At 71.6% G+C, this 23,198-nt stretch carries 15 protein-coding genes and 1 pseudogene; 9 read left to right on the top strand and 7 right to left on the bottom strand.

Annotated elements, in window-relative coordinates; all coding sequences use genetic code 11:
* Nucleotides 1-234 precede the first annotated feature (234 nt).
* Nucleotides 235-669, top strand: a complete 435-nt coding sequence (locus MXD60_RS14370; protein WP_248819562.1) for a response regulator — start codon at nt 235-237, stop codon at nt 667-669.
* A gap of 55 nt (nt 670-724) precedes the next feature.
* Here MXD60_RS14370 and MXD60_RS14365 read toward each other — a convergent pair whose 3' ends face one another.
* The 3 genes from MXD60_RS14365 to MXD60_RS14355 form a co-directional block, all read right to left on the bottom strand.
* A complete protein-coding gene (locus tag MXD60_RS14365) occupies nt 725-988 on the bottom strand; it encodes an acyl carrier protein (RefSeq protein WP_248819561.1) in 264 nt (87 codons plus the stop codon).
* Between the two features lie 91 nt (nt 989-1,079).
* Nucleotides 1,080-1,700 (bottom strand): PaaI family thioesterase, encoded by a 621-nt coding sequence (locus tag MXD60_RS14360; RefSeq protein ID WP_248819560.1) that lies wholly within the window; start codon nt 1,698-1,700, stop codon nt 1,080-1,082.
* Nucleotides 1,701-1,710: 10 nt separating this feature from the next.
* Nucleotides 1,711-2,523: a ferritin-like domain-containing protein gene (locus tag MXD60_RS14355; RefSeq protein WP_248819559.1), complete on the bottom strand. Its 813-nt coding sequence runs from the start codon at nt 2,521-2,523 to the stop codon at nt 1,711-1,713.
* A gap of 471 nt (nt 2,524-2,994) precedes the next feature.
* Between MXD60_RS14355 and MXD60_RS14350 the strand changes: the two genes are divergently transcribed.
* Both MXD60_RS14350 and MXD60_RS14345 read left to right on the top strand, forming a co-directional pair.
* A complete protein-coding gene (locus MXD60_RS14350; protein WP_248819558.1) occupies nt 2,995-4,041 on the top strand; it encodes a DUF2637 domain-containing protein in 1,047 nt (348 codons plus the stop codon).
* A gap of 803 nt (nt 4,042-4,844) precedes the next feature.
* The gene (locus tag MXD60_RS14345) at nt 4,845-6,092 is read left to right on the top strand and encodes a hypothetical protein (RefSeq protein WP_248819557.1); all 1,248 of its coding nucleotides are present in this window, start codon (nt 4,845-4,847) and stop codon (nt 6,090-6,092) included.
* A 19-nt stretch (nt 6,093-6,111) separates the two neighbouring features.
* Here MXD60_RS14345 and MXD60_RS14340 read toward each other — a convergent pair whose 3' ends face one another.
* On the bottom strand, nt 6,112-6,273 hold the full coding sequence (locus MXD60_RS14340; RefSeq protein WP_248819556.1) for a hypothetical protein: 162 nt from the start codon (nt 6,271-6,273) through the stop codon (nt 6,112-6,114).
* Nucleotides 6,274-6,311: 38 nt separating this feature from the next.
* On the bottom strand, nt 6,312-7,133 hold the full coding sequence (locus tag MXD60_RS14335; RefSeq protein WP_248819555.1) for a peptidoglycan recognition protein family protein: 822 nt from the start codon (nt 7,131-7,133) through the stop codon (nt 6,312-6,314).
* 578 nt (nt 7,134-7,711) lie between these two features.
* Between MXD60_RS14335 and MXD60_RS14330 the strand changes: the two genes are divergently transcribed.
* The 3 genes from MXD60_RS14330 (at nt 7,712) to MXD60_RS14320 (ending at nt 10,216) form a co-directional block, all read left to right on the top strand.
* Nucleotides 7,712-8,545 carry a hypothetical protein gene (locus MXD60_RS14330; RefSeq protein ID WP_248819554.1) on the top strand — a complete coding sequence of 278 codons (834 nt, stop codon included), beginning with the start codon at nt 7,712-7,714 and terminating at the stop codon, nt 8,543-8,545.
* Nucleotides 8,538-9,476 (top strand): hypothetical protein, encoded by a 939-nt coding sequence (locus tag MXD60_RS14325; protein ID WP_248819553.1) that lies wholly within the window; start codon nt 8,538-8,540, stop codon nt 9,474-9,476. Before MXD60_RS14330 ends, MXD60_RS14325 begins: the two co-directional genes overlap by 8 nt.
* Nucleotides 9,477-9,787: 311 nt before the next feature.
* On the top strand, nt 9,788-10,216 hold the full coding sequence (locus MXD60_RS14320; protein WP_248819552.1) for a hypothetical protein: 429 nt from the start codon (nt 9,788-9,790) through the stop codon (nt 10,214-10,216).
* Between the two features lie 138 nt (nt 10,217-10,354).
* On the opposite strand, the gene MXD60_RS14315 is transcribed toward MXD60_RS14320, so the two are convergent.
* A complete protein-coding gene (locus MXD60_RS14315; protein WP_248819551.1) occupies nt 10,355-11,491 on the bottom strand; it encodes an FG-GAP repeat domain-containing protein in 1,137 nt (378 codons plus the stop codon).
* 355 nt (nt 11,492-11,846) lie between these two features.
* Between MXD60_RS14315 and MXD60_RS14310 the strand changes: the two genes are divergently transcribed.
* The 3 genes and pseudogenes from MXD60_RS14310 to MXD60_RS14300 all read left to right on the top strand — a co-directional run bounded on the left by MXD60_RS14310 (nt 11,847) and on the right by MXD60_RS14300 (nt 16,279).
* Nucleotides 11,847-12,614: an ABC transporter ATP-binding protein gene (locus MXD60_RS14310; RefSeq protein ID WP_248819550.1), complete on the top strand. Its 768-nt coding sequence runs from the start codon at nt 11,847-11,849 to the stop codon at nt 12,612-12,614.
* Nucleotides 12,611-15,154: an ABC transporter permease gene (locus MXD60_RS14305; protein WP_248819549.1), complete on the top strand. Its 2,544-nt coding sequence runs from the start codon at nt 12,611-12,613 to the stop codon at nt 15,152-15,154. Before MXD60_RS14310 ends, MXD60_RS14305 begins: the two co-directional genes overlap by 4 nt.
* Nucleotides 15,155-15,342: 188 nt before the next feature.
* A pseudogene (locus MXD60_RS14300) lies at nt 15,343-16,279 on the top strand (RNA-guided endonuclease InsQ/TnpB family protein).
* A gap of 36 nt (nt 16,280-16,315) precedes the next feature.
* Here the strand turns inward: MXD60_RS14300 and MXD60_RS14295 are convergent.
* Nucleotides 16,316-23,152 (bottom strand): type I polyketide synthase, encoded by a 6,837-nt coding sequence (locus MXD60_RS14295; RefSeq protein ID WP_248819548.1) that lies wholly within the window; start codon nt 23,150-23,152, stop codon nt 16,316-16,318.
* Nucleotides 23,153-23,198 lie beyond the last annotated feature (46 nt).

The following is a 23,198-nucleotide window of genomic DNA, read 5'->3' as shown; positions in this document are numbered from 1 at the left end:
GCACGCCGAACAACATCCACACCCGGCTGACCCGCCAGCAACTCACAGCAAGATCACCAAACCACGTGAATGTTTACGCGGTGAGGCGGTGAGGTGGCTCGTTCGGCCGGATCGCGACGTAGCGCGCCGGGCCCGACGCTCGCCGTATGATCACAATCGGCGGGGAGGGCGTGTGCGATGATTGCGGTGCACTCGACCGAGTGCGAGCGTGAAGCTGATGGAGTTCGAAATTTGATGACCGCCGCAGCACCGAGCCGCCCCTACAGTGTCCTGCTCGCCGATGACGATCCCGGCGACGTCCTGCTCGTCGAGGAGGCATTTCTCTCCCGCGGATTCGGCCAGAAACTGCACACCGTCGGCGACGGCGTGCAGGCGCTGGAATACCTGCGCGACCCGTCGTTCCCGCTGCCAGATCTGATTATCCTCGATCTGAACATGCCCCGGCTGGGCGGCCGTGGCACACTCTCCGCGATCAGGTCCGATCCGGCGCTGGCGCGCATTCCGGTGGTCATCCTCACGACGTCCGACGCGCCTGAGGACGTCGCCGGCAGCTACGAACTCCACGCGAACGCCTACGTCTGCAAACCCACCGATCTGGACGATTTCCTCGCCACCGTCCAGAGCATCGACGACTTCTACCTCGGCCTCGTCCGTCTACCCCCCACCTGACCCGACCGCCACCACCCCGCGGTGGCCGGTGGCCGGCGTGCGTGGGAGCGGTGGTTCAGACCGTGGTCGCCGCGGTGAGGCCGGTCTGGACGGCGCGGACGACGTCGTTGATGGAGGACAGGGTGAAGACGTCCTCGTCGTCGATCTCGATGCCGTAGGTGCGCTCCACCCGCGAAATCATGACGAGGACCTTCACCGAGTCCGCGCCTTCGGCGCCCCGCAGGTCGAGGTCAGGGGCCAGGCGGTCGATGGGGATCCCGATCTCGCGGTGGACGATCTCGGTGACGGTACGGACGATCTCGTCGCGGGACGGTGTCATCGTGACTCCTTCGGCTTCGGTTGGACGTCGCCCCGGCCAGCTGTCTCGCCGGCCGGGGCGGGATTTCCAGGGCGGGGGCGGTGGAGCGAGGTCAGTTCGGGCCGCCGGCGACCGGCGCCGGGCCGGCCACCTGAGTCGCCGCGAGGGCCGCCTCGATCTGGTCGAACTCGTCCGAGCGCAGATCAAGGCGCTCGCGGGCGCTGGCCATCGAGATCGGTCGGTAGGTGGCGCTCGCCGAGGCCACCAGGCCGCCGGCGGAGTCGAGGATCTCGGACTCGGCGCGCACCAGGCCGCCCGCCCCCACCGGAGTCGAGCCCGCGTCGGCCTCGGTGGTGAGCAGCCGGGCGACGCACTGGTAGTCCGCGTCGATCCGCATCGAGGTGACGTACCGCATGCGCATCCCGGTCGTGAGCGCGGTGAGGCCGGTGCGCAGCACGATCAGGTTGCCCATCGTCTCGTCGCAGATGACCCCGATCAGGCCGCCGTGGACGATCCCCGGGTACGACTCGAAGCCGCGGCCCAGCCGGAAGCGGGTGTCGATCTCGCCGTCCGGCCGGGCGGCGAACCGCAGGCGCAGGCCGTTCGGGTTGTGCGGTGAGCAGCCGAAGCAGCGGTAGTCCGCCAGCACCGACCAGGGCACCGGGAGGTACTCCCCGTCGGCGCCCTCGGGTGTCTGCTCGGCGGGCTGGGGTTCGGCCGAATGGCTGTGCATCGTCGGGTACTCAGCCGGCCAGGTCGGCCATCGCGTGCCGGATGGCGGCGTTGCGGCTGAGGTCGTGGCCGACGGCCGTCCCGAGCATGCGGCGGAGCTTGGCCTGCAGCTTGTCCAGCGCGTCCGGCGGCGAGATCTGGATGAAGACGTCGATGACGTCGTCCACGGTTTCGTAGCCGCGCATTTCCTCGACCCGCTGGTGCTTGTAAACACCGACCGGGTGGTTGAGCCGCGAGCTGGTGACGTAGAAGTGAATTCTTTCCAACACGGACTTCAGTTCGTGCGGGTGGGTTTCCAGCCGACGCTTCAGGTAGTAGAGGAACTCGCGGGCGTGACCCGCCTCGTCCCGGCTGGCGCGCAGGAACAGGTCGGCCAGGACCGGCTCCTCGACCCATTCCGACAATGCCCGGTAGACGGTGTTCACGATGATCTCGGAGATCACGTTGGTGGTCAGCGTGGCGCTCGGCGTGACACCGGCCTCGTAGGGCTCGCGCAGGGACTCGATCTTGGCCTGGTCGATGTGCACGTCGACGCCCCGCAGCCAGGCCCGGAAGGCGTAGTGGTGCTGCAGCTCCTGGTACGCCCAGACGGCGACGAAGGCGGAGCAGTCGTAGTCGTCGTCGAACTCGCTGAGGAAGCCGTGCAGGCCGGGGAGCGAGGTGGCCTCCCCCATGACGACGCCCTTTACCAGGGGTATGTAGGACGGCTGGACGAGGTCCCGCCTGATGTTGTCCAGGTCGAGGTCGGAAACCTTCCACTGGAGGCGCTCGTAGTGGGTGAAAACCTCGAAACTGTGGGCGCTTTCCGGCGCGACAGTCGACATGAATGAACTCCTCCTGCGTTTCCTCGCAGACTATTCCGTGCCCACCGTAGGCGGGCCTTCCGGCAGCCACAACCCTCCGCCCCGATCTTCCAATCGGGCCATTTACATCCGCTATCCACCGGCCGGCGGGCGGGTTGGTGGTCACCGCTGTTCCGCGGCGCGTTGCCGGCGCGCCGAGCCCTCCGCGGCGCGGCGCCCGCGCGGCGTGGGCGAATTCGCGGCGGGTGCCGCCACCGGGGAGCCGCTGCCGCCCCCACCCGGGTACCCGGGCAACAAAAAAGGGGAGTCGTGCCGAGGTACGGATGTCGCGGGCCGTGACCCGCCACCTGCGGCGGCGAGCCGGCCCCTCACGGTAGGCACCAGGGTGGATACGAACGTTCCTCGCCGGCCGGGCGGTGCGAAGGAAGCCGACAGCGTCGGCGCACGATAGCGAGGAATACGGACTTTTCCGGACCGAGCTAGGAGAGCTTTGTGGACGGTGGTCAGCCGACGAGCGGGGGTCGATCCGCCGGCACCCGGGCCGAGCGGACGATCCGCATCACGACGGTGGTCGCGGTGGCGACGGTGGCGGCGGTAGCGGCCTTCGTGTCCTATCGGCACATGCGCGGGGTCGCGATGGTGCACGGGGAGGACTCACTGACCGCCACCGTGCTGCCGTTCAGCGTGGACGGGCTGATCGTGGCCGCGTCCATGGCGATGCTGGCGGACCGCCGGGCCGGGCGGCGCCGGTCCATGCTGGCCTACCTTCTCCTGGCACTGGGGGCCTGCGCCTCCCTGGTCGCGAACGTGCTGCACGCCGAAGCCACGGTCACCGCCCGGATCATCGCCGGCTGGCCGCCGCTGGCGCTGCTGGGTTCCTACGAGCTGCTCATGCGTCAGATCCATCCGGCCGGTCGCCGCAACGCCGACGGGCCGGGTCAACCCGTCACGTCGATCCCCCAGCAGCGTGACCCGACGCCCGCCGCCCCGGACACCGTCCCCGCCGCCAGGACCGCTCCGCCGCCGTCCGCCCCACAGCCGTCGACCACACAGCCGACTCCCGTGCCGGCACCGAGCGTGGGAGACGACCCAGTCCGGGCCGAAAGCCCTGGGGCCGTCCTCCGGGTGGACGACGGTCCTGGCCGGGCAGTTCCCCAGGAGGCGGGGTCCGATCGGGCGACCCTCGATCGGGCGATCCCGGATCAGGTGGACAGTGCCCTGCCGGAGGCCGTTCAGTCGCAGGCCGCGTCGTCCGCCGGCATGGACGGTGCGGCGGATCCGGCCGCGAAACGCGAGGCGATCGCGCGTGCCCTGGACGAGACCAGCGGATCTGTCACCGCCACGGTGGCGGTGCTCGCCGCCCAGGGCATCGCGGTCAGCAGAAGCTGGGTCTACCAGGTCCGCAAGGAGACCTCGCCCGCCGACGTCGGTGTCGGTCGGGCCTCCCGGGGCGCGCACCGCACCGCCGTTCGTGGCCGACGCCGCGGGATGGCCACGGAGCGCGCCCTGCACCCCACGTCACAGCCGTTGACAAGGTAACCGTCGGGCGAGGCCCCTGGCCAGGGAGATCAGCTCGGGTTCTCGGCGGCGACGACCCTGGTCGCCTGGGCGTCGGTGCCAGCAGTTCCGCGACGCCGGCACGCAGAGCTTCTTCATGCGCGTGCAGTTCGAAGACTAAACTTCACCCACCGCAGTTGATCGAATACTATGCGGAGTGCCGCTCGGCCCCTGCGTGCTCGTCGAGGCCACGTTGGCGTGAGGAGCCGCGCGTGAGTGATCCAACAGGTGTCTTCACCCAGACGGTGATCCGCGCCGACGACCTGCTCGTGCTCACGTTCGACTTCTTCAACCTCCAGCTCGACACCTCCCAGGGGCCTGCCGGCCGCCTGATCCGGGTCGTCCCGACCGAACCCGCGTACCTCGCTGTGCGCCTGGCACCCCAGCATGTCGCCGAGCAGACCCAGAGCGACCCGCACACCGGGGGGCGCGGTTGTTCGTCGCCGCGGACCCGAGCCGGCTGGTCTTCCGGTTGGGCGACGGCGCCGACCCGCCCGACTTCACACTGCGCGGCCTGCTCGACCGGACCCCCCACACGCCGAGCATCACCGCCAACGCGATCGCGCATCCGCAGGCCGACGGCACCATCCTGGCCCCGACCGAACCAGGCCCGACCGAGACGGCCATCGAGCTGCCCTACCGGCTGGTGCTGTCACCGAACGAACTGGCCGGGTGGAGCCACCCCACGGAACCGGTGACGCACGGCGGGGTCAGCGAGCTGTGGCAGACCCGTCTCGGCCTGCGCGACCCGGACCGCGTCGACGAGACCCAGGTTCCCGGGTTGCGTGCCGTTCGAACGCCGGCTCGGCCCGGACGGGGTCGCCGACCTCCTGGTCCGCACCGAGTCCGGCGTCGTCGTGCGCGAGCAGACCCGCGACTACGAGGCGTCCCGCACCACTCACCCGCAGAACCACGCCCTCCCGCTGCGCCGGGCCCGCATCGAGACCCTGGTGACGCCGCCGCAGGCCGCGGCCGGCGGGACCGCCTTCGTCGTGTCCGGGCTTGACGGCACACCGCTGCGGTTTCATGTGGTCGGCGAGGACTGGGCGGGTCAACCGGTGGACCTGCACATGCCGCTGGTCTTCGTGCCAGCCGACGACCCGGCCGACCCGGCCCCGCTCTACCAGCCGGTGAGCACCGTCGAGCTCGGGGGCCAAGGGGTCGCGCTCGCCCCCGGCGACCCGGTGGCGACCGTCCTGTCCGTGCAGTCCTTCACCTTCGGCGCGGCGCGTGGCTCGGCCACCGTCCCCGACCCGGACGGGCCCGGCCTCGTCGCCACGGCGCCGGCGTCCTCGGCCCTGCCGTTCGTCACGCGGGCCGCGGTCTCGATTCCCGCGGTCGACCACCTCATCGGCGCCACGGCCACCAACCCGCTACCGGCGGCCGTCGTGACGCTGGTCGACCCGGCGACCGGCGCCGGCGACGTCTTCGCTCGACTGGAAGGCGCTCTGCCCGTCGACCTGCCCGCCCGCCAGGCCGGCGGCCTGGCCCGGCCGAACGTCGCCATCGGAGCGCTGTCCCGGTCGCTCGGGGCCGTGCCTGCCGGGCTCGACGACCTCGCGAGCATCAGGTCGCGGCTGTTCGCCGAGCTGGGGGACGCACGGCTGCCGGGCAGCATCAGACTGGACACGGTCGTGGGCCCGATCACCGGGTTCGACCAGCTCCCGCAGGTGCGCCAGCAGGTGACGCCGCAGGGCGTGGAGGTCACGTTCACCTGGTCACCGCCCCTGCAGAGCGCCGGCCCGCTGGTGCTTCGCCCCGGCGCCACGCTCACGCTCTCCAGCACGCTGCACGCGACGCGCGGCGGCGGTCAACCACAGTCGAGCGTGCGAGGCACGCTGACCAACTTCGCGATCAACTTCCTCGACATCGTGGAGGAGTGGTGCCGAGCCTGCGGCCCGAGCCACAGGCCGACGAGAGTGCACTGCAGGCGTCCTTACCCGGATCTCGCGACACATGTTCCGCCGCGACGACGCGACCGATGTCACCCAGCGGGTGTCCCCCGGAGGTCGCCCAGGACGCCGACCGGGTGACCCTGGCCGGGACCGCGGCTCAGGTGGAGATCCCGAGCTCCAGCCGCCCGGCCCCACCGAGCCTGGTATCGGTGCTGCCCACCTTCGCGTGGACCCGCGAGCAGCGCCCGGACGGCTCCCGGGCCCGCCGGATCCGGACGGTCGCCTGGTCTTCGTCGAGACCGTCATCGTGTAGTGCCACCGACTGCATGGGGTGACCAGGCGGAGGCGGCGGCCCGGTCAGACCGTCCTGTCCAGCCCGGTGAGGATGTAACCGATCTTTCGCCAGGTATCGGGGCCGCACACTCCGTCGTCCCCGATCCGGCCGAACCAGGGTGAGGCATATCGCTGGAGGGAGGCGACCCGCGCGGTCGTCAGCGTCCCGTACTCGCCGTCGGGAGCCAGCCGGGCGAGGTCACCCGCCGTCGTCTCATGGTGGAAGACGATGTTCAGCGCATTCTGGAGCTCGGCGACGTCGGCGCCCCGCGAGCCTTCCTGCAAGGTGGGCATGCCGGCGTAGCGCTGGCGCGCATCGCTCCCCTCCGGCACGTCCTCCCCTCTGGCGTCGGGCTTGTTGCCAAGGGCCATCTCGAGGATGTCGCGCCGCCGATCCGCCCGGACATCGCCCGGGCAGGAATGGCCGCCCCACTTCGGGCCGCCCATCCGGTGGGTGCCGATCCCGAAGCCGTCGACCGAATCGGCGACCTGCGGGCGCCACCCGAACTCACGCATTCCCCAGGCGTACAGCTCACCGAGCCGCTGCAGCTGTATGGGCGTGTAGTCCTCGTTCGGGAATCCCTCGCACTCGACGCTGATCCAGAACGGATTTCCGGCGGCCTCGGCCCATGCCTTCTTGTCGAACGGCACGTACTGTTCGAGGGTGCCGCTCCTCGACAGCCACAGATGGGAGCTGACCTGGGAAGCCGGATTGTCAAACCAGCCAAACAATGATCCCTTGCCGACTTGCACATGCGGGATGAGGCCCTTGGTCGGAGAAGTCATGGTCCCGGAGCTGTTACGCACCGGACGATAGGTGGCAGACGAATAGCGAGTCGCAGGCATGAGCCCTCCACAGTCGGTCGACCGAGCCGGGTGCCTTCGACGATCACAAGAAGTTCATCACCTGGACGCCGAGCTCGCGCAATCGCGGGGTGTCCGGACAACGGCAGGCTGATCACAGTGTCGAACGAAAGGCAGAGCTGGAACGCCTATCCCGACCCGTACATGCATCTGGAGCCAATGAGGTGACTACCCGGCAGCTCCGGCGACAAACGACAGCAGGGCGGTCGTTTCCAGCCGGGAAAATCTGCCACCGCCGGACATCAGCCGGTGCGCGGCGACTTCCCCGAGTGTCCGGAACGCCCGAACTCCCCCTGACTCTGCCCGCCGCCTGGTGCGGTCCGGGCAACCCTTGCCCGGCATATGAACCCAGGGGTTGCGTGATCGGCGTGGGGAGCGCATTGTTCAGCCAGCGATCGGCGTGCCGCCGGAAAATGCTGTACCAGCAGAAGAACCGGTACCACCGCCGGATTTCATCGCACAAAATCGCGCTGACCGACCGGCATGATTGTCACCGATCACACCGCGCCCTGCGCCGGCGAGGGCGACGGCTCGGGTGCACGGAAGGAACCTTGGCGGACATGGCAGACGTGCGTCAGCTCGCGGTGCCGTTCGTGCGCGCGGTCCCGCTTGTACTCACGGCGGTGCTCGGTCTCGCCTCCTGCGGTTCCATGCAGGGCGCGGACGCCACGGACCCGCAGTTTCCCACCGAGCCGACCCAGCTGCCCCTGCAGTCCAACGCGCCGGCGATCGGCGAGGACGTCGGCGCACCGCCCGAGGATGTCGTCGGGAACCTGCTCACCGAACAGCAGGCGATCAGTGCCTCCAGAAGCTGCGAGGACGCCAGCGAGGTCGTCCCAGGGAGCGCCTGCACAGAGGCCATCGCGGTGGCGGCGCACGCACCCGCGTGCGGGGAGAAGGATCTCTGTCTGCGGACAGGCGTGCTCGCGGCCGCCGACGGGCGCAACAGCCGCGGAGCCATCGGACGGATGAGCCCCGTCGCCATGAGCAGTGGGCTGCGCTACCTCGTCTGGATCACCGATGATCGTCCCGGGAGTCCGCTGTGCGGGGACCACCCCGACCATCTCTGCTTCGTCCTGCCCGTCGCCCCCGCGGCAGTCCCCGAGATTCGCGGACTGCCGGCGACGACACCCCGTCCACCCACACCGCCGACATCGCCAGCTGGCAACCCGTCCGCGCCACCGCCGTCGAAGCCGGCGCCGATCACCACACCGCCATCCCCCGCCGGGCCGTCCACCACGCCACCGCCGAAGCCGCCGATCATCGAGTCGCCGCCCACCGTGGTCACGCCCACGACACCACCGCCCGTTACGGAACCGCCCATTACGGAACCGCCGCCGGGCGGCACTCATCCGGAGCAGCCCCCCGGCGAGGCCGGCAGCGGCCATGGCTGACCAGAGGGAAGACGACCAGAGGGAAGACGACCAGAGGGAAGACGACCACACCGGCGACGACCACACCGGCGATGAGGACTCGCAACTGGGCGGCGCCGTCGAGCTGCTGGGTCGGGTGGTCGCACCAGCCACGGCCTTGACCGCCGTCCTGTACTTCTTCGGGTACACCCGCGAGAAGGCGTACTACAACCATTTCGGCATCGATCTCGGCACGGTCGACTTCACCACGACCGACTACCTGCTCGAGGGCGGCCAGGTCGCCTTCGCGCCGCTGGCAACCCTGCTGACGGTGGCGGCGGCCGCGCTCACGGTCCGACCGCTCCTCGACGCTCGCCTGGCCCGGTCCGGCGCCCGCACCAGGAAGGCGGTCGCGAACGGGATCGCCGTCCTCGCGGCCGTCCTTTTCGGGGTGGCCGTCGCCGGGCTCCTCTCACCGGCCAAGAGGGTGGGCTCCGACCTGCTCGCGCCGGTCGCGCTGGGTGGTGCGGTGGCCGCGGTGGCGTATCTCCTCACGTCGGGGTATGGGTTCGGCGCTTCCGGGAACGTCCGGCCAAACCGGGCGTCCGGCCGGGTCGCACACACGGCGACGTTGGTGTCACTCGCGATCGTCGCCGTGTTCTGGGGGACCTCGACCGTCGGGCACCATTACGGACGGACCGCGGCCCGGTCGTTCGAACGAAATCTGCCCGCAGCGCCGCATGCCATCGTCTACACCCACCAGAGGATCGCGATCCACGGAACGGGCGTGACCCGCGAACAGCTCGACCTGCACGACGCCGCCTATGCTTATCGCTACAGCGGACTGCGGGTCCTGCTGCACAACGGTGGAGTGTGGTTTCTGCTGCCACGCGGTTGGCGGTCAAGAAACAGCAACTACGTCGCCCTCATCCACGACACCGACCCGAATGTTCGCATCGAGCTGGCGCCCTGAGTCCGCGCAGACCTCACAGGGCCAGCAGCGGTGCGAGCGCCGTGGCGATCTCGAGAAGGATCGCGGCGATGAGCGCGGCGGCGGGCACCTCCCTCAGACCGCCTCCAATTGAGATCGTCTTGCGCTCCGCAACGCCGCTAGTTGAATAGCAGCAGCAGCTGCTTGCATGCCGGCGCCGCCGCGAACCGGTTCGCGGTTCCACGTTTCAATCAGACGCCAGCTTCGACAGTAGAGCGGATCACTTGTCCAGCGCTGGCCGTCACTGTGCCCCGACCAGATCGAGCACAGCAGTGGAGCAGGAAGGAACACCTATGTCCTTTGCGCCGCTGGTCGCCGTCGGAACGCTTGTCTTCACCTTCGTGAACTTTCTTACCTATGTACGTGCACGTCGCTGGAACGGTGTCCTGACACAGGTGATCGCCTGGGTTGCCGGCATCGGGGCCATCATGCTCGCGGCACGTACCGACTTCGCTTCCGAGGTCAGTTTCGGCACCTCGAACCTGAAGGAGATGGACATCGAGACCCAGGTCTTCCTGGGCCTTATCGCCACCTCGATCCTCAGTACCGTGAATGAGTTCAAGAAGGCCATTGACAACTCCGACTCCGCAAAGAAGGACCCCCTCCTCACGGGGAATGGTCCTGGCGCTGGCACGGTGACTCCGACCGAATCGCCGCCGTCCTCCGCGCCGCCGTCGGCGCTCCCAGATCCGGCCCTCAGGCCCAAACCTCCCTCGCTCTGATGCGGTGAACGAACCGCGCCGGAGGAGATGGTGCGGGTGCGTCCGGTTGTGGGAGTCCGCGGCGCGGATGCTGGCGGGTCTGCCACGGAAGGACCAGCGGGCCAAGGCCGCCTGCTGGCAGCGTCGGACCTGCCCTGGTCAAGGGGGGCAGTCGCCACTGCGGTTCAGCAGGACCGACACCGTGGCGCCGCGGCTGTTCGTGACGGCGATGTCGTCACGGTCGTCCTCGTTGGCCCGAAAGTTGCCGGCCTTCACCGCGGACGGGCCCGGACCGACGACATAGACCTTCGGCGGTTCAAGCCTGCCGTTGCCGTCGCCCAGCAGCACGGACACGGTCTGGTTTCCCTGGTTGGCGACGGCCACGTCGCGCTCCCCGTCGCCGTTGAACTCGCCGGTCTCCACCCCCGAGGCGCCCGGGCCGGAGAAGGTGGTGATCGGCGGCTGGAAGGTGCCGTCGCCATTGCCCAGCAGCACCGACACCGTGGCGTTCCCGGCGTTGGCGACGACCAGGTCGTTGGTGTCGTCTCCGTTCATCTTCCCCACCGTCACCCCGGAGGGCCCGGGCCCGGTGACATAGACCTGCGGGCCGCGCAGGGTGCCGTCGCCGTTGCTCAGAAACACCGAGACCGTGCCGTTGGCGGTGTTCGCGACGGCCAGGTCGGAGATGCCGTCCCCGGTGAAGTCGCCGACTCCCAGCGACGACGGGCTCGGCCCGCTGACGTACGGGACGGGAAGCTGGAAGGTTCCGTCGCCGTTGCCCAGCAGCAGCGAGATCGTGCCGTCGAAGCCGTTGCTGACCGCCAGATCGGGGACGTCGTCCCCGCTGAGGTCCTCCACGCGCAGGCCCGCCGGTCCGCTTCCGGCGAGATAGGGCACCGGGAATCGAAACCTACCGTCACCGAAGCCGAGATACACCATGACCGTGTCGTCGTACCTGTTCGTCACGGCCAGGTCCATCCGGCCGTCGCCGTCGAGGTCCTTGGCCCGTACCCCGGACGGTCCGGAGCCGGTGGGGTAGATGAGCGGGGGTCGGAAGGTTCCGTCACCCTTGCCGATCAGTACGGACAGCGTGTTGTTGCCGGTGTTGGTGACGGCCAGGTCGCCGACACCGTCCCCGGTCAGGTCGTCGGTCGCCATGGCGACCGGGCCAGGCCCGGTGAGGTAGTCGACCGGGATGGGCGGCGCCGCCGCCCAGGACATGGTGGACAGGGCGATCAGCCCGGGCAGAGGCAGGCCCGCCAGGATGCCCAGGCGCAGGTAAGGGTGTCGTGCCACGGGCCTGATGGTGGCCCGCCGACGCCCCGCGGAGGGCGGCAACACGCCCGTCGCGGAGCTCTGAGTGAGGGGCCGTGATCGGCTGAGCCCGGCGGTGTCGACGTGCCCGCATGCGGTGCAGGTGCGCGAGGTGTTGGCCGGTGGCACCCTCGAGGACTGTCCGTCCGGCGCTGGGCCCGGCACCCCGAAAGTCACCGCGGTCAGGTGCGCCGATCGGCGCCCGCGCGGGTCGAGACTGTGACCGGCCGTCGCCGTGACCCGGCCGTGGAGGCATGGCTGCCGCGGAGCACGGACCGCGGGACCCGACCCGGACGCACCGGGACACGACGCACCGGGACACCTGCAGGAGGGACGCATGACGAAGGCCGCCTCCCCGGATCCGGCGACGCCCGGAACCGGTAGCGCCGACCAGAGGACACTCATCGAGCTGAGCGGCCTCACCAGACGGTACGAGACGGGCGAAACGGGTGTCAGCGCGCTGGAGGACGTCAACCTGAGCGTGTCGAACTCCTCGTTCGTGGTGATTCTGGGGCCGTCCGGATGCGGCAAGACGACGTTGCTCAACCTGATCGGCGCGCTGGACACCCCGACCGCGGGCACGGTCCGCCTCGGCGGTGCGGACCTGACCCGCGCGTCGCCGCGGGAGCGCCGGGAGATCAGGCGGCACACGGTCAGTTTCGTCTTCCAGTCGTTCAACCTCTTTCCGGCGCTCACCGCCCGGGAGAACGTGCAGTTCGGCGCGGAGGTGGCCGGGCGGGCCCGGGCCGCCGAGGTCACCGAGGAGGTGCTGGACGGCGTCGGGCTCACGGAACGCAGCGACCATTTCCCCCATCAGCTCTCCGGCGGTGAGCAGCAGCGGGTGGCGATCGCCCGTGCGCTGGCAACCGGAAACCCGATCCTGCTGGCCGACGAGCCGACAGGTGAGCTCGACTTCCACTCCGGCGTCGCGATCCTCGGTCTGCTGCGGGTCCAGCCCGCGGTGGGCCACACCGTCCTGGTGGTGACGCACAACCGGGAGATCGCCCGGATCGCCGACCGGGTGATCGAACTGTCGAGCGGACGGATCGTCGCGGACGGTCCGCCACCGGGTGGCCAGCGGGCCGTCAGCGAGCTCCACTGGTGAGGACGGTCGACCCTGACGTGCCGGTCCGGGGCCCGCGGGTCGCGGCACAGACCGGACGGGCCGGCTCCGCCGGGCTGTGGTTGCGCTGGTCCTGGCGTGACCTGCGCCGACGCCTGCTGCTGGTACTCGCCCTCGCCGCGGTCGTCGGGGAGGGCACCGGCCTGTACGCCGGGCTCACCAGCACGTCGCGGTGGCGGCACGAGTCCTACGACGCGAGCTTCGCCCAGCTGAACGTGCACGACCTGCGGGTCAGCCTCGACGCCGGCAGCACCGTCGCGCAGGGCCGGCTGCGCGCCCTCGTCGCCGTGCTGCCGGACGCGGCCGCGGTGCGGGGTGCGTCCGAACGCCTGCTGATCCCGACCGAGATCGACGCGTCCCGGCCCGGCCACGGCGACGTCCTGGCCCGGGGCGAGGTGGTCGGCGTCGACCTGACGTCCCGACCGCTCGTGGACGGGATCTCCACGGCGGCCGGCCGGGGCCTCGCACCGGCGGACAGCGGACGGCCGGTCGGCATCCTCGACCGCACCTTCGCGGCCGCGAACCACCTGCCACGCACCGGCACGGTGCGCATCAGCGGCGGAACTCGGGTGCGGTACGCGGGGCAGGGGCAGAGCCCGGAGTTCTTCGTGCTGCCCGGCGAGCAGCCTGGCCTGATCACCCGTTCGGGTTTCGGCGTGCTGTACACCTCGCTGGCGACCGCGCAGGTTCTCGCCGGGAAACCGGACGCGGTCAACGACCTGGTCCTCACGGTCCGGCCGGGGGCCGACACCGGCGCCCTGCGGCGCCAGCTCACCGACGCGCTGGCCGCACGGCTGCCCGGCGTGAGCGCGACGGTCACCGATCGCGCGGACATCACGTCGCGCCAGATCATGTACAACTCGATCGACAGCAACCAGGCGTTGTTCGACTCGCTGGCGCTCCTCGTTCTGATCGGCGCGATGTTCGCGGCGTTCAACCTCGTCGGAAGGGTCGTGGACGCGCAGCGCCGGGAGATCGGCATCGGTATGGCGCTGGGGGTGCCGTCCCGGCTGTTGGCGCTGCGCCCGCTGTTGCTGGGCCTGCAGATCGGCGTGCTGGGTGTGCTCGTCGGCATCGGGACCGGGCTGGTCATCACGGCCGCGATGGGGGCGCTGCTGCGCGGCGACTGGCCGCTTCCCGTGTGGCGGACCGGCTTCCAGACCGGCGTGTTCGCCCGGGCGGCCGCGATCGGGCTGCTGCTGCCGATGGTCGCGGCGGTGCAGCCGGTCTGGCGGGCCCTGCGGGTCGAGCCGGTCCAGGCGATCCGGGCGACGGCGATCGCCGGCCGCGGGCCGCGGTTCACGCGCCGGCGGCGGACGCGGCGGCCGCCGCGGCACGGCATCCTGGGCCGGGTGCTGCCCGGCGGGAGCCAGGCTCGGATGCCGGTGCGCAACCTCGCGCGGGCACCGCGCCGGGCGCTGCTGACCGCGCTCGGCATCGCCGCCGCGGTGATCGCGCTGGTGGTGTTCACCGGCCAGCTCGACACGTTCACCCGCACCACGAACGCCGCGGAGGCGGAGCTGACGTACCGCATGCCCGACCGGCTGCAGGTCGTCCTGCCGAGCGTGCAGCCGGTGACGGCCCCGACCGTGCGGGCCGTGCGCGACTCGCCGGCCGTGGCCGCGACCGAGACCCAGCTGGCGCTGCCCGCCCGCATCCTGGACATGCCAGGCTCCTCAGCGCACCCACCGATCGAGGTGCTGACCTACATCCTCGACACCCGTTCCGCCGGGTGGTCGCCCCGGGTGAGCGAGGGGACCACGACCGGGGGTCTCCTGCTCGCGGCGAAGGCCACCCGCGATCTGGGCGTGCGGGTCGGCGACTACGTCGTGCTGCGGCATCCGCGGCGCGTCGGCACCGGCTACCGCACGGTCGACACCCCTGTCCGGGTAGCCGGAATCCACAACTTCGCGGTCCGGTCGGTGGCGTTCCTCAACAGCGCCGACGCCGGCTCGTTCGGCCTCGCCGGCCTGACCAACGCGCTCACCGTCCGCCCGGCGCCGGGATACTCCCAGGCTGCGGCGATCCGGACGCTCGCCGCGATCCCGGGCGTCGGCTCGGTCGCGCCGGCCACGGCCACCATCGAGGAGATCCGCTCGCTGCTGCAGACCTTCGTCGGTATCCTGCGGATCGCCGAGGTGACGGTGCTGCTGCTCGCGCTGCTGATCGCCTACAACGCGGTGAGCATCACGCTGGACGAGCGGCGCCGCGAACAGGCGACCATGCTCGCGTTCGGCCTGCCGCCGCGGCGGGTGCTCGCCCTCGCGGTCGCCGAAAGCTCGCTCATCGGCCTGCTCGGGACGGCGCTCGGCCTGGTGGCCGGTTACTGGGCGCTGCGGTGGAGCGTCGAGGTACTGCTCGCCGACGCCGTGCCCGACCTCGGGGTACGGGCGGTGCTGTCATGGTCGACGCTGCTCACGACGGTGCTGCTGGGTGTGGGCGCCGTGGCGGTCGCGCCGCTGCTGAGCGCGCGGCGGGTCCGGCGGATGGACGTGCCGGCGACGCTGCGTGTCGTCGACTGACCCGCCGCGCCGTTCGGTACCCCTCCCCCTCCGGCCGCCAGGGCAGAGATCATCAGGAAGAGATCATCAGGTTCAGCGGGCACTTTGGTCACCGGGTTTGCGCCGTGGATGCCCCGGCCTTCAGGCCGGGGAGGAAACAGCGCCTCACATTGTCCACTGGTAGATATCCCTTCCCTAGAATAGGGTGCATGCCCCGCTACCGGCTCTATCCGACCGCCGATCAGGCGGCGATGATGGCCGAGCATTGCGGGCACGCACGCTATGTGTGGAACCTTGCCGTGGAACAGCGATCCTGGTGGAAACCTCGGCGCGGTCCGGCGCCCGGCTATGCCGAGCAGAACCGGCAGGTGACCGAAGCCCGCCGAGAGTTCGACTGGCTTGCAGCGGGCAGCATCATCGTGCAGCAGCAGGCCCTGCGGGATTTCTCCACTGCCATGGCGAACTTTTTCCGGGGTTCCCACCGGAAGCCCGGGTTCCGGATCGTTGCGGTGAAACCCTCGGGACGTCCGGCAGATCAACCGTCGCTGGTCCGAAGTCCGCATCCCGAAAGTCGGCTGGGTCCGGTTGCAACGCCGGCTCGCCCGCGCCAAGCGGGGCAGTAACCGGCGGGCCCAGCTGACGGTTCGGATCGCTCGGGTGAAAGCCCGGGAAGGCGACCGGCGGAAGGACTGGATCGAGAAGACCAGCACCGACCTCGCCCGGCAATACGACGTGATCCGCGTCGAAGACCTGCGGATCACGAACATGACCCGGTCGGCGCGAGGCACAATCGCCGAGCCGGGCCGGAACGTACGGCAAAAGGCCGGGCTGAACCGGGTCATCCTCGCCGCCGGCTGGGGCCTGCTCGTCCAGCGGTTGGAACAGAAGGCCCCTGGCCGGGTCGAGAGAATCCCGGCCGCTTTTACGAGTCAGCGTTGCTCGGCCTGCGGGCATGTGGCCGCCGGATCGCGTGAGAGCCAAGCGCGATTCCGGTGCGTCGCCTGCGGACACACGGCCAACGCTGACGTGAACGCAGCTATGAACATCGCGGCCGGACAGGCCGTGACTGCGCGGGGAGGCGCCGGACTGCCGGTGCCGGTGAACCGCGAACCTCAACACTACGCACCTCCCTTGGTGGGTGTGTAGGAGTTGGAATCCCCCGCGTTCACGCGGGGGAGGACGTCAATGCGGACGGTCCAGCCGGTCCGGGCGCAGCACCAGCTCCACCCCGAGCAGTTCGATCCTGGGCCGTTCGCCGCTGACGCTCCTCCCGGCGTCGGTCACCCCGGCGTCGGTCATCCCGCCGTCGAGGACGGCGACGTCGCAGCTGGCATGGACGCCGTTGATCCCGCGGGCGTGCACCACCCCCCGCGCCGGGCCGGGCAGCAGGCCGGGTCGGTGGATCCGGCACTCCCGCACCGCGACAGGTATCGCGCCGCCCAGTGCCCGCCATGCCCACAGCCCGGCGAGCTGCATGCCGCCGTCGAGCGCGGCGACGTCGAAGTACCAGTCGCCGCCGCCCCAGGCCAGCGCGTCCACGCCCACGATGGTCCCTTCGGCGCCGTCGGGCGCCATCCCCCGCAGCCAGCTGATCGCGCGGAACCGCGGGCCGTGGAACAGGGCGCCCACACCGTAGATCCGCTCCCGGTACCTCGCCGCCTCCTCGGGCCGCTCGACCAGCCCGGTCGGCGTCGGCCAGTCGGCGGCCGTGCGCGGGCGGGCGTCGTCCAGGCACAGCCGCGCGCTGTAGTACGGGACGCCATCGGCGCCTTCGAGGCGCAGGCGCAGCTCGGTCGGCTCGCCGCCCGTGGGCCCCGCGGCCGCGCCCCTGACCAGGAATCGGTGGCCATCCCCGGCCAGCTCGGGCAGTGCGATCTTGCGCAGGACACGCAGGTCCCACAGCACCAGTCCGTCCTCCCGCCCGGTTGCGTCCCGACCGGGGTGCGCGCCGAGGTAGGACTCCGCGCCGCGGGCGAGCCAGTCCAGCGCCATCGCGAGCGGCAGCACGGCCGTCCCCGCCGGGCTGTGGTCCGCCAGCCACGGCTGGGACCGGACGTGCACGGTCAGCTGCCCGAGCGGGCGCGCACCCGTGGGCTCCTCCCCGGCAGACGCATCCGCCCCGCGGCACACATCCGTCCCCGGGCCGGCTATCAGCACCCGCGCGGACTGCGGCGCGTCGTCCCGGTCGGCCGGCCCGGCCGCCACCTCGTCGGCGAACGCCGCCGCTCCGAGCCCGAGCGGAATCGGGGTGATCCCCCGCTGCTCGAAGACCTCGGCGAGCAGCGGTCCGACCATCCCACCGGCCCACGGACCCCAGGCGATCGAACGGACCCGGCAGTCCGGATGGGCGGCCTGGTAGGCGGAGGCGACCTGGTCGAGCGTGGCGTTGGCCATCGCGTAGTCGCTCTGCCCGGCGTTGCCGAACCAGCCGGCGATCGAGGTGAACAGGCACAACAGCGCCGGTGGTGCACCGGCGAGCGCGGCGAGCACGTTGCGCAGGCCGCGCACCTTCGTGTCGAAGACCCGGGCGAAGGCGTCATCGGCCTTGTCCACGATCAGTTTGTCGGCAAGCGCGCCCGCACCGTGGACGACGCCGGTGACCGGTCCCCAGGCGCGCCGCACCTCGTCGAGGACCGACCTGACCGCGGCGGCGTCGCGCACGTCGACCGGCTCATACCGGACCGGGATGCCGAGGGCCGTCAGCTCGGCCAGGGTCGCCCGCACCTCGCGGACCGCGAGGATCTCCCGTGCCTGCCCGCGCAGCCGTGCGGGCCCCCCGCTGGTGCCACGCAGTTCGGCGAGCAGCTGGACGAGCCCCGCTTCGTCCGTGGCCGCAGCGAGACCGGGTGGTTCGTCCACGAGCGGCGTCCGGCCCAGCAGCACCAGCCTCGGCCGGCAGCGGCGGGCCAGCTCGATCACGGCCGTGGCGGTCACCCCGCGCCCACCGCCGGTGACGACGAGCACGGAGTCCGTTCCGATCGCCGGTGCCGGGCCCTCGACGTTCCCCGGGGTGTCCGCCGTCCCGGGGCCGGTGGCAGCCACGGCGTCGGAGATGGGCGGCGCCGGTTCCACCCGGGGGACGAACCGTCCTCCGTCGGCGCGCAGGGCGACGATCGCAGCCGCGCCGCCATGACGTAGCTCCGTCGCAAGGGCGGCCGCGATCTGCGCAGGTCCGCGACCTGCCCGTGCGCAGTCGATCGCTTTCACCGCCGCGGCGGGCCATTCCGCGGCCGCCGTGGCGGCCAGCGCGGTGAAGCCGCCCAGCCAGGCACGATCGCCCTGCCGGCCACCGAGTCCGAAGTCTCCCCCCGTGTCCTGCACGGTGACGAACAGGCGAGGGCCGGACCGGGCTGCCGCACGCGCCCAGCGGAACCCGTCGCGTTGCAGGTCGAGCATGGTGTCGACGGCGTCGACCTCGGCCAGGCCGGCAAGCAGGACGACCGCCCCGGCCGTGGCGGCGTCGGTCATGGCGGCGTCGGCCGTGGCCACCTCGGCCGCGATTGCGTGCCGCGCGAGTTCGTCCACCAGTGGCTGCCCGATCCCGCTGCCCCCGTCGACGACGGCCAGGCACCCGGCACCCAGCCCCGGCAGGGCCAGGCCGGGTGCCGCCACGGCCGCAAGCGCAGGGACGTACCTGCTCAGCGGCGGCTCGCTGGCGCCGGTTCGGTTGCCGTCACCGACGCCCCGGGACCGGGCGGGCGCGGCGCCGGCCGGGTTGTCGGTGACGGGTCGGACGTCGGAGTCGGTGCCGGCTCGAAAGGGGGCACCACCGGCCGTCCCGGGTCCGCCGGCCTGATCGCTGGGATCGCCGTCGCCGGTGGGATCCAGGCGCTGGCGGATCAGCTCGACCACCTCGCCGAGGGTCCGCATGGCGGCCAGCTCGGCGATCCCGTCGGCCTCGCTGACCTCCACGGCCGTGTCTCCCACCTGCTGGCGCAGCGCGGAGAGGATCTCCACCTTCTTGAGCGAGTCGATACCGAGATCGCTTTCGAGCTCCATGTCCGTCGTCAGCACCTCCCGCGGGTAACCGGTGCGTTCCGCCACGACCGTGAGCAGGAGGTCCTCGATCTGGGCAACGTCCACCCCGCCGAGGGCGGGGGCCGGTTCCGGTGCCGCGCCCGCCCCGGGTGCGGTGTCCGTCCCGGACTCAGCGACCGGAGCAGGTGCGGTGGCGGCGTCGGTGACGGGAACAGGTGCCGTGGCGGTGACGGCAACCGGGGCGGGTGCGGTGGCGGTGACCGGAGCAGGCCCGAGCTGGTCGTCGGTCAGGGCCACCGGCTGCTGGGCGGTCCCGGCACGCGGCTCGCGGCTGTCCACCGCCGCGGGCGGACCGCCCACGGACGCGATGTCCCGCGACGCCAGGGGCTCCTGGTGGTAGCCGGTGTCCTCCGGGGGCATCCCAGCCAGTCCCGAACACACCGCACCGGACATCCGCAGGAACTCCAGATGCGCTTCGGTCAGGAGCTGCTGGAAGACGACGTGTGCCTCGGTGGTCTGCCGGTGGGCGGCCTCGAGCGCGGACATCCATCCCACCCGGCCGCCGGGCGCGGCCACGTGCGCCCCCAGAACCTCCCCCGGCGAGGCCGGCGGCGCGGTGACGATCATCGCGTGCTCGCCGCCACCCGCCTCGTGCTCCGCCACACCGGTGGTGGGCGCCGGGGGCAGGACGAACTCCCCGGGCACCGACCGGTCGGCTGCGGGAGGCGGCATCGCTTCGCCCGCGCCACCCGCGATCCCGGACTCGGCCGGTCCAGCCGGTCCAGCCGGTCCAGCCGAGACGGACGGTCCAACCGAGACGGACGGGACGGCCGGCGGAGGCGGGGTGTCCGCCGGGGCCGGCCGGCCGGCGGGCGCCGTCACCTGGCCGTTCGACCCGCTCCTGGCCTGGCTGCCGGGGCCTGCGGCTGGCGGATCGTGCGGCTGGCCGTTCCCGGACGCGGGTTCGGCCCAGACATAGCCGTTCGAGGAGGGCGCGTCGGACATCTCGTACTCGGCCGGGCCGTCGAGCAGTTCGGGCGCCGGATAATACCGACCGTAGTTCGATCCGTCGATGGGCACGCTCATCACCAGCTTCCGCGGCCTGGGCTCCGGTCGCGCCGCCCAGAACCGGCTGAGGTCGAGGGGGACACCGTGGACGGCGAGCCGCCCGAGCGCCGAGGTCAGGATCGCGTCGCCGTCCTGGCCGCGCCGGTCCAGACTGGCGGCGAGGTGGTCACGGCCGTCGAGGATCTGGTCGACCAGGCCGGTCAGCGCCCCACCAGGACCGACCTCGACGAAGGTCCGCACCCCGTCGGCGTACATGCGCTCGATCTGGTCGATGAAGCGGACCGGTGTGGTGAGCTGATCGACGATCCGGTCCCGGATGGCGTCCGGATCGGTCGGATAGGGCTGGCCGTTGGCGCCCGCGTAGACGGCGTGGCGTGGCGGACGGATCTCGATGCCGGCCACGAAACGACGCAGCGGTTCCCGCGCATCGGCGACGAGCGGACAGTGGAATCCGGTGGAGGTCTCCAGCCAGCGGGAGGTGAGGCCGGCGGCGGTGAGACGGCCCTGCGCGGCCGCCAACCCCTCCGGGGTACCGGACAGGACGGTCTGGCGCGGCGCGTTCAGGTTGGTCACCCACACCGCGCGGCCCGCGCCGTTCGACTCCTCGCCGAGCGCGGCACCGACGTCCGGGGCTCCCGCGCTGACCGCGAGCATCCGCCCGGGGCTGGTGTCGGCGGCGCCGCGGACGAGTTCGCCACGGCGGCGGGCCAGCAGGACAAGGTCATCAGGTGCGATGCTGCCCGCGGCACACAGCGCGGTCAGCTCACCGAAGCTGTGCCCGGCGACCGCGCGGGGGCGCACGCCGAGGTCGTCGAGGGTGGCCAGCAGGGCCAGGGAATGGACCGCGAGCGCCGGCTGAGCCCATTCGGACGCTGTCAACGCGGCCTGCTGGGCGGCCTGCTGGGCGGCGGTGAACGCCGGCGGGGGAAACACCATCGCGTGGATGCTGCGTGCGTCCCTCCCCGCGCCGAACCTGTGGCCGCCGAGCCGGTCCCACACCTGCTGGGCCGCCGGATGACGCATCGCCACGTCGGCGCCCATACCCACGTACTGGCTGCCCTGGCCCGGGAACAGCAACGCGGGCGACCGGTCGGCGCCCGGCGCCCGCGGGTCGTCGACCTGGTAGTGCACCCCGACCGGGTTGGTGAACGACGTGTCGGGACGGCGGGCGATGAGGTTCGCCGCCTGGTCGAGCCGGGCGGCGAGCTCGTCGAGGCTCGCCGCGGCAACCGCGAGCCGGGCGGGCCGGGACGGGTCGTAGTCCTGCTGCGCGGCTCTGGCCAGGGCGGCGACCCGGCCGGAATGGGCGGATCTGGCTGAGCTGCGGGCGGTGTCGACGGCGCGGACCGCGGCCAGGACCTGCTCGCCGCTGTCGCCGCTGAACAGCAGCAGCTCACTGCCGGGCGCGCGGGGACGGTCCGCCGCCTTCCCGCCCGCCACCGCCTTCCCGCCCGCCACCGCCTTCCCGCCCGCCACCGCGTTCCCGTCCGCAGCGGCCACCCGCCCGGCAGGTTCGGCGTGGCTCGGCGACCGGGGCGGTTCGGGTGCCTCCTCGAGGGCGATGTGGAAGTTGATGCCGCCGAAGCCGAAGCTCGACACCGAGCCGCGCCGCGGGTGCTCGACGGGCTCGGCCCAGGGCCGCCCGGCGGTGTTCAGGTAGAAGGGGCTGGTGTCGAGGTTGAGATCCGGGTTCGGCTCCACGACCTTGATCGTCGGTGGCAGGAGGCGATGGTGCAGCGCGAGGACGGCCTTGAGCAGGCCGGCCGCCCCGGCCGCGGACTTGGTGTGGCCGACCTGCGACTTCACCGAGCCCAGCGCGCACCAGCGGCCGTCGTCCCCGCCGGCCGCGCCGAACACCTCGGTCAACGCCGTGACCTCGGTACGGTCCCCGACGACGGTGCCGGTACCGTGCGCCTCCACCAGGTCGACGGTCCGCGGGCTGTAGCCGGCGTCGGCGTAGGCCGCGCGCAGCGCCCGGATCTGCCCGCCGGGCGTCGGCGCGTAGATCGCGGAGCCCTGGCCGTCCGAGGACGTGCCGATGCCGCGGATCACCGCGTAGATCCGGTCATGGTCACGCTGGGCGTCGGCCAGCCGCTTGAGCGCGACCATGGCCACGCCCTCGCCGAGCAGGGTGCCGTCGGCGTCCGCGGCGAAGGGCCGGCAGTCCTGGCTGCGGGACAGTGCGGGTGTCCGGCAGAAACTGACGAACGTGCACGGGTTGTTCAGGGCGTCCACCCCACCCGCAATGATCATGTCGGCGCGGCCGAGGACGAGTTCGTTGACCGCGGCGGAGACCGCGGCGAGCGAGCTGGCGCAGGCCGCGTCCACCGTGTAGTTCACCGCGTGCAGATCGAGGCGGTTGGCGATCCGGCCGGCAACGATGTTCCCCAGGCCGCCGGGCAGGGTCGCCTCCTGCCAGCGCGGATAGTCCTTCATCAGGTATTCGCAGATGCGATCCGCATCCTGGTGGGAGAAGCCGAGATCGCGCAGGGACCGGTACCACATCGGCCGGCCCAGCCGGATGTAGATCTCGCTGAGCAGCTCGAGGTTCCCGCTGCCGAGAATGACGCCGAACCGGTCCCGGGGCGCCTCCTCGTAGCGCTCGCCGAGGGCGTCGCGCAGCGTCTGGTCGGCGACCTGGAGGGCGAACAGCTGCGCGGTGTCGGTGGCCGGGATGACGGCCGGCGGGATGCCGAACTCGGTCGGATCAAAGTTGATCACCGGCAGGAACGACCCTCGGCGCACGTAGGTCTTGTCCAGCAGGGTGGGATCCGGATCGAAGTAGTCCTCGGGCAGCCAGTGCGATCGGGGGACGTCGGTGATCAGATCCTCGCCGCGCACGATCGAGTTCCAGAACCCCGGCGCCGTGTCGGAACCGGGCATGATCGCGCCGACGCCGACCACGGCGATCGGCGGCTGGTGACCCGCTCCCGGTGGACCGGTGGCCGTCCTGGTGAGGTCGCTGGTTGCCATGTCTCCTGCGCTCCTCTCCTGACCGGCCCGCCGTCGGGGCGGTAGG

This window comes from Frankia sp. AgB32, from assembly GCF_023243045.1.
Classification (GTDB): domain Bacteria; phylum Actinomycetota; class Actinomycetes; order Frankiales; family Frankiaceae; genus Frankia.
The sequence above is the reverse complement of the archived record's forward strand: the minus strand, read 5'-3'. Positions and strand labels throughout refer to the sequence as shown.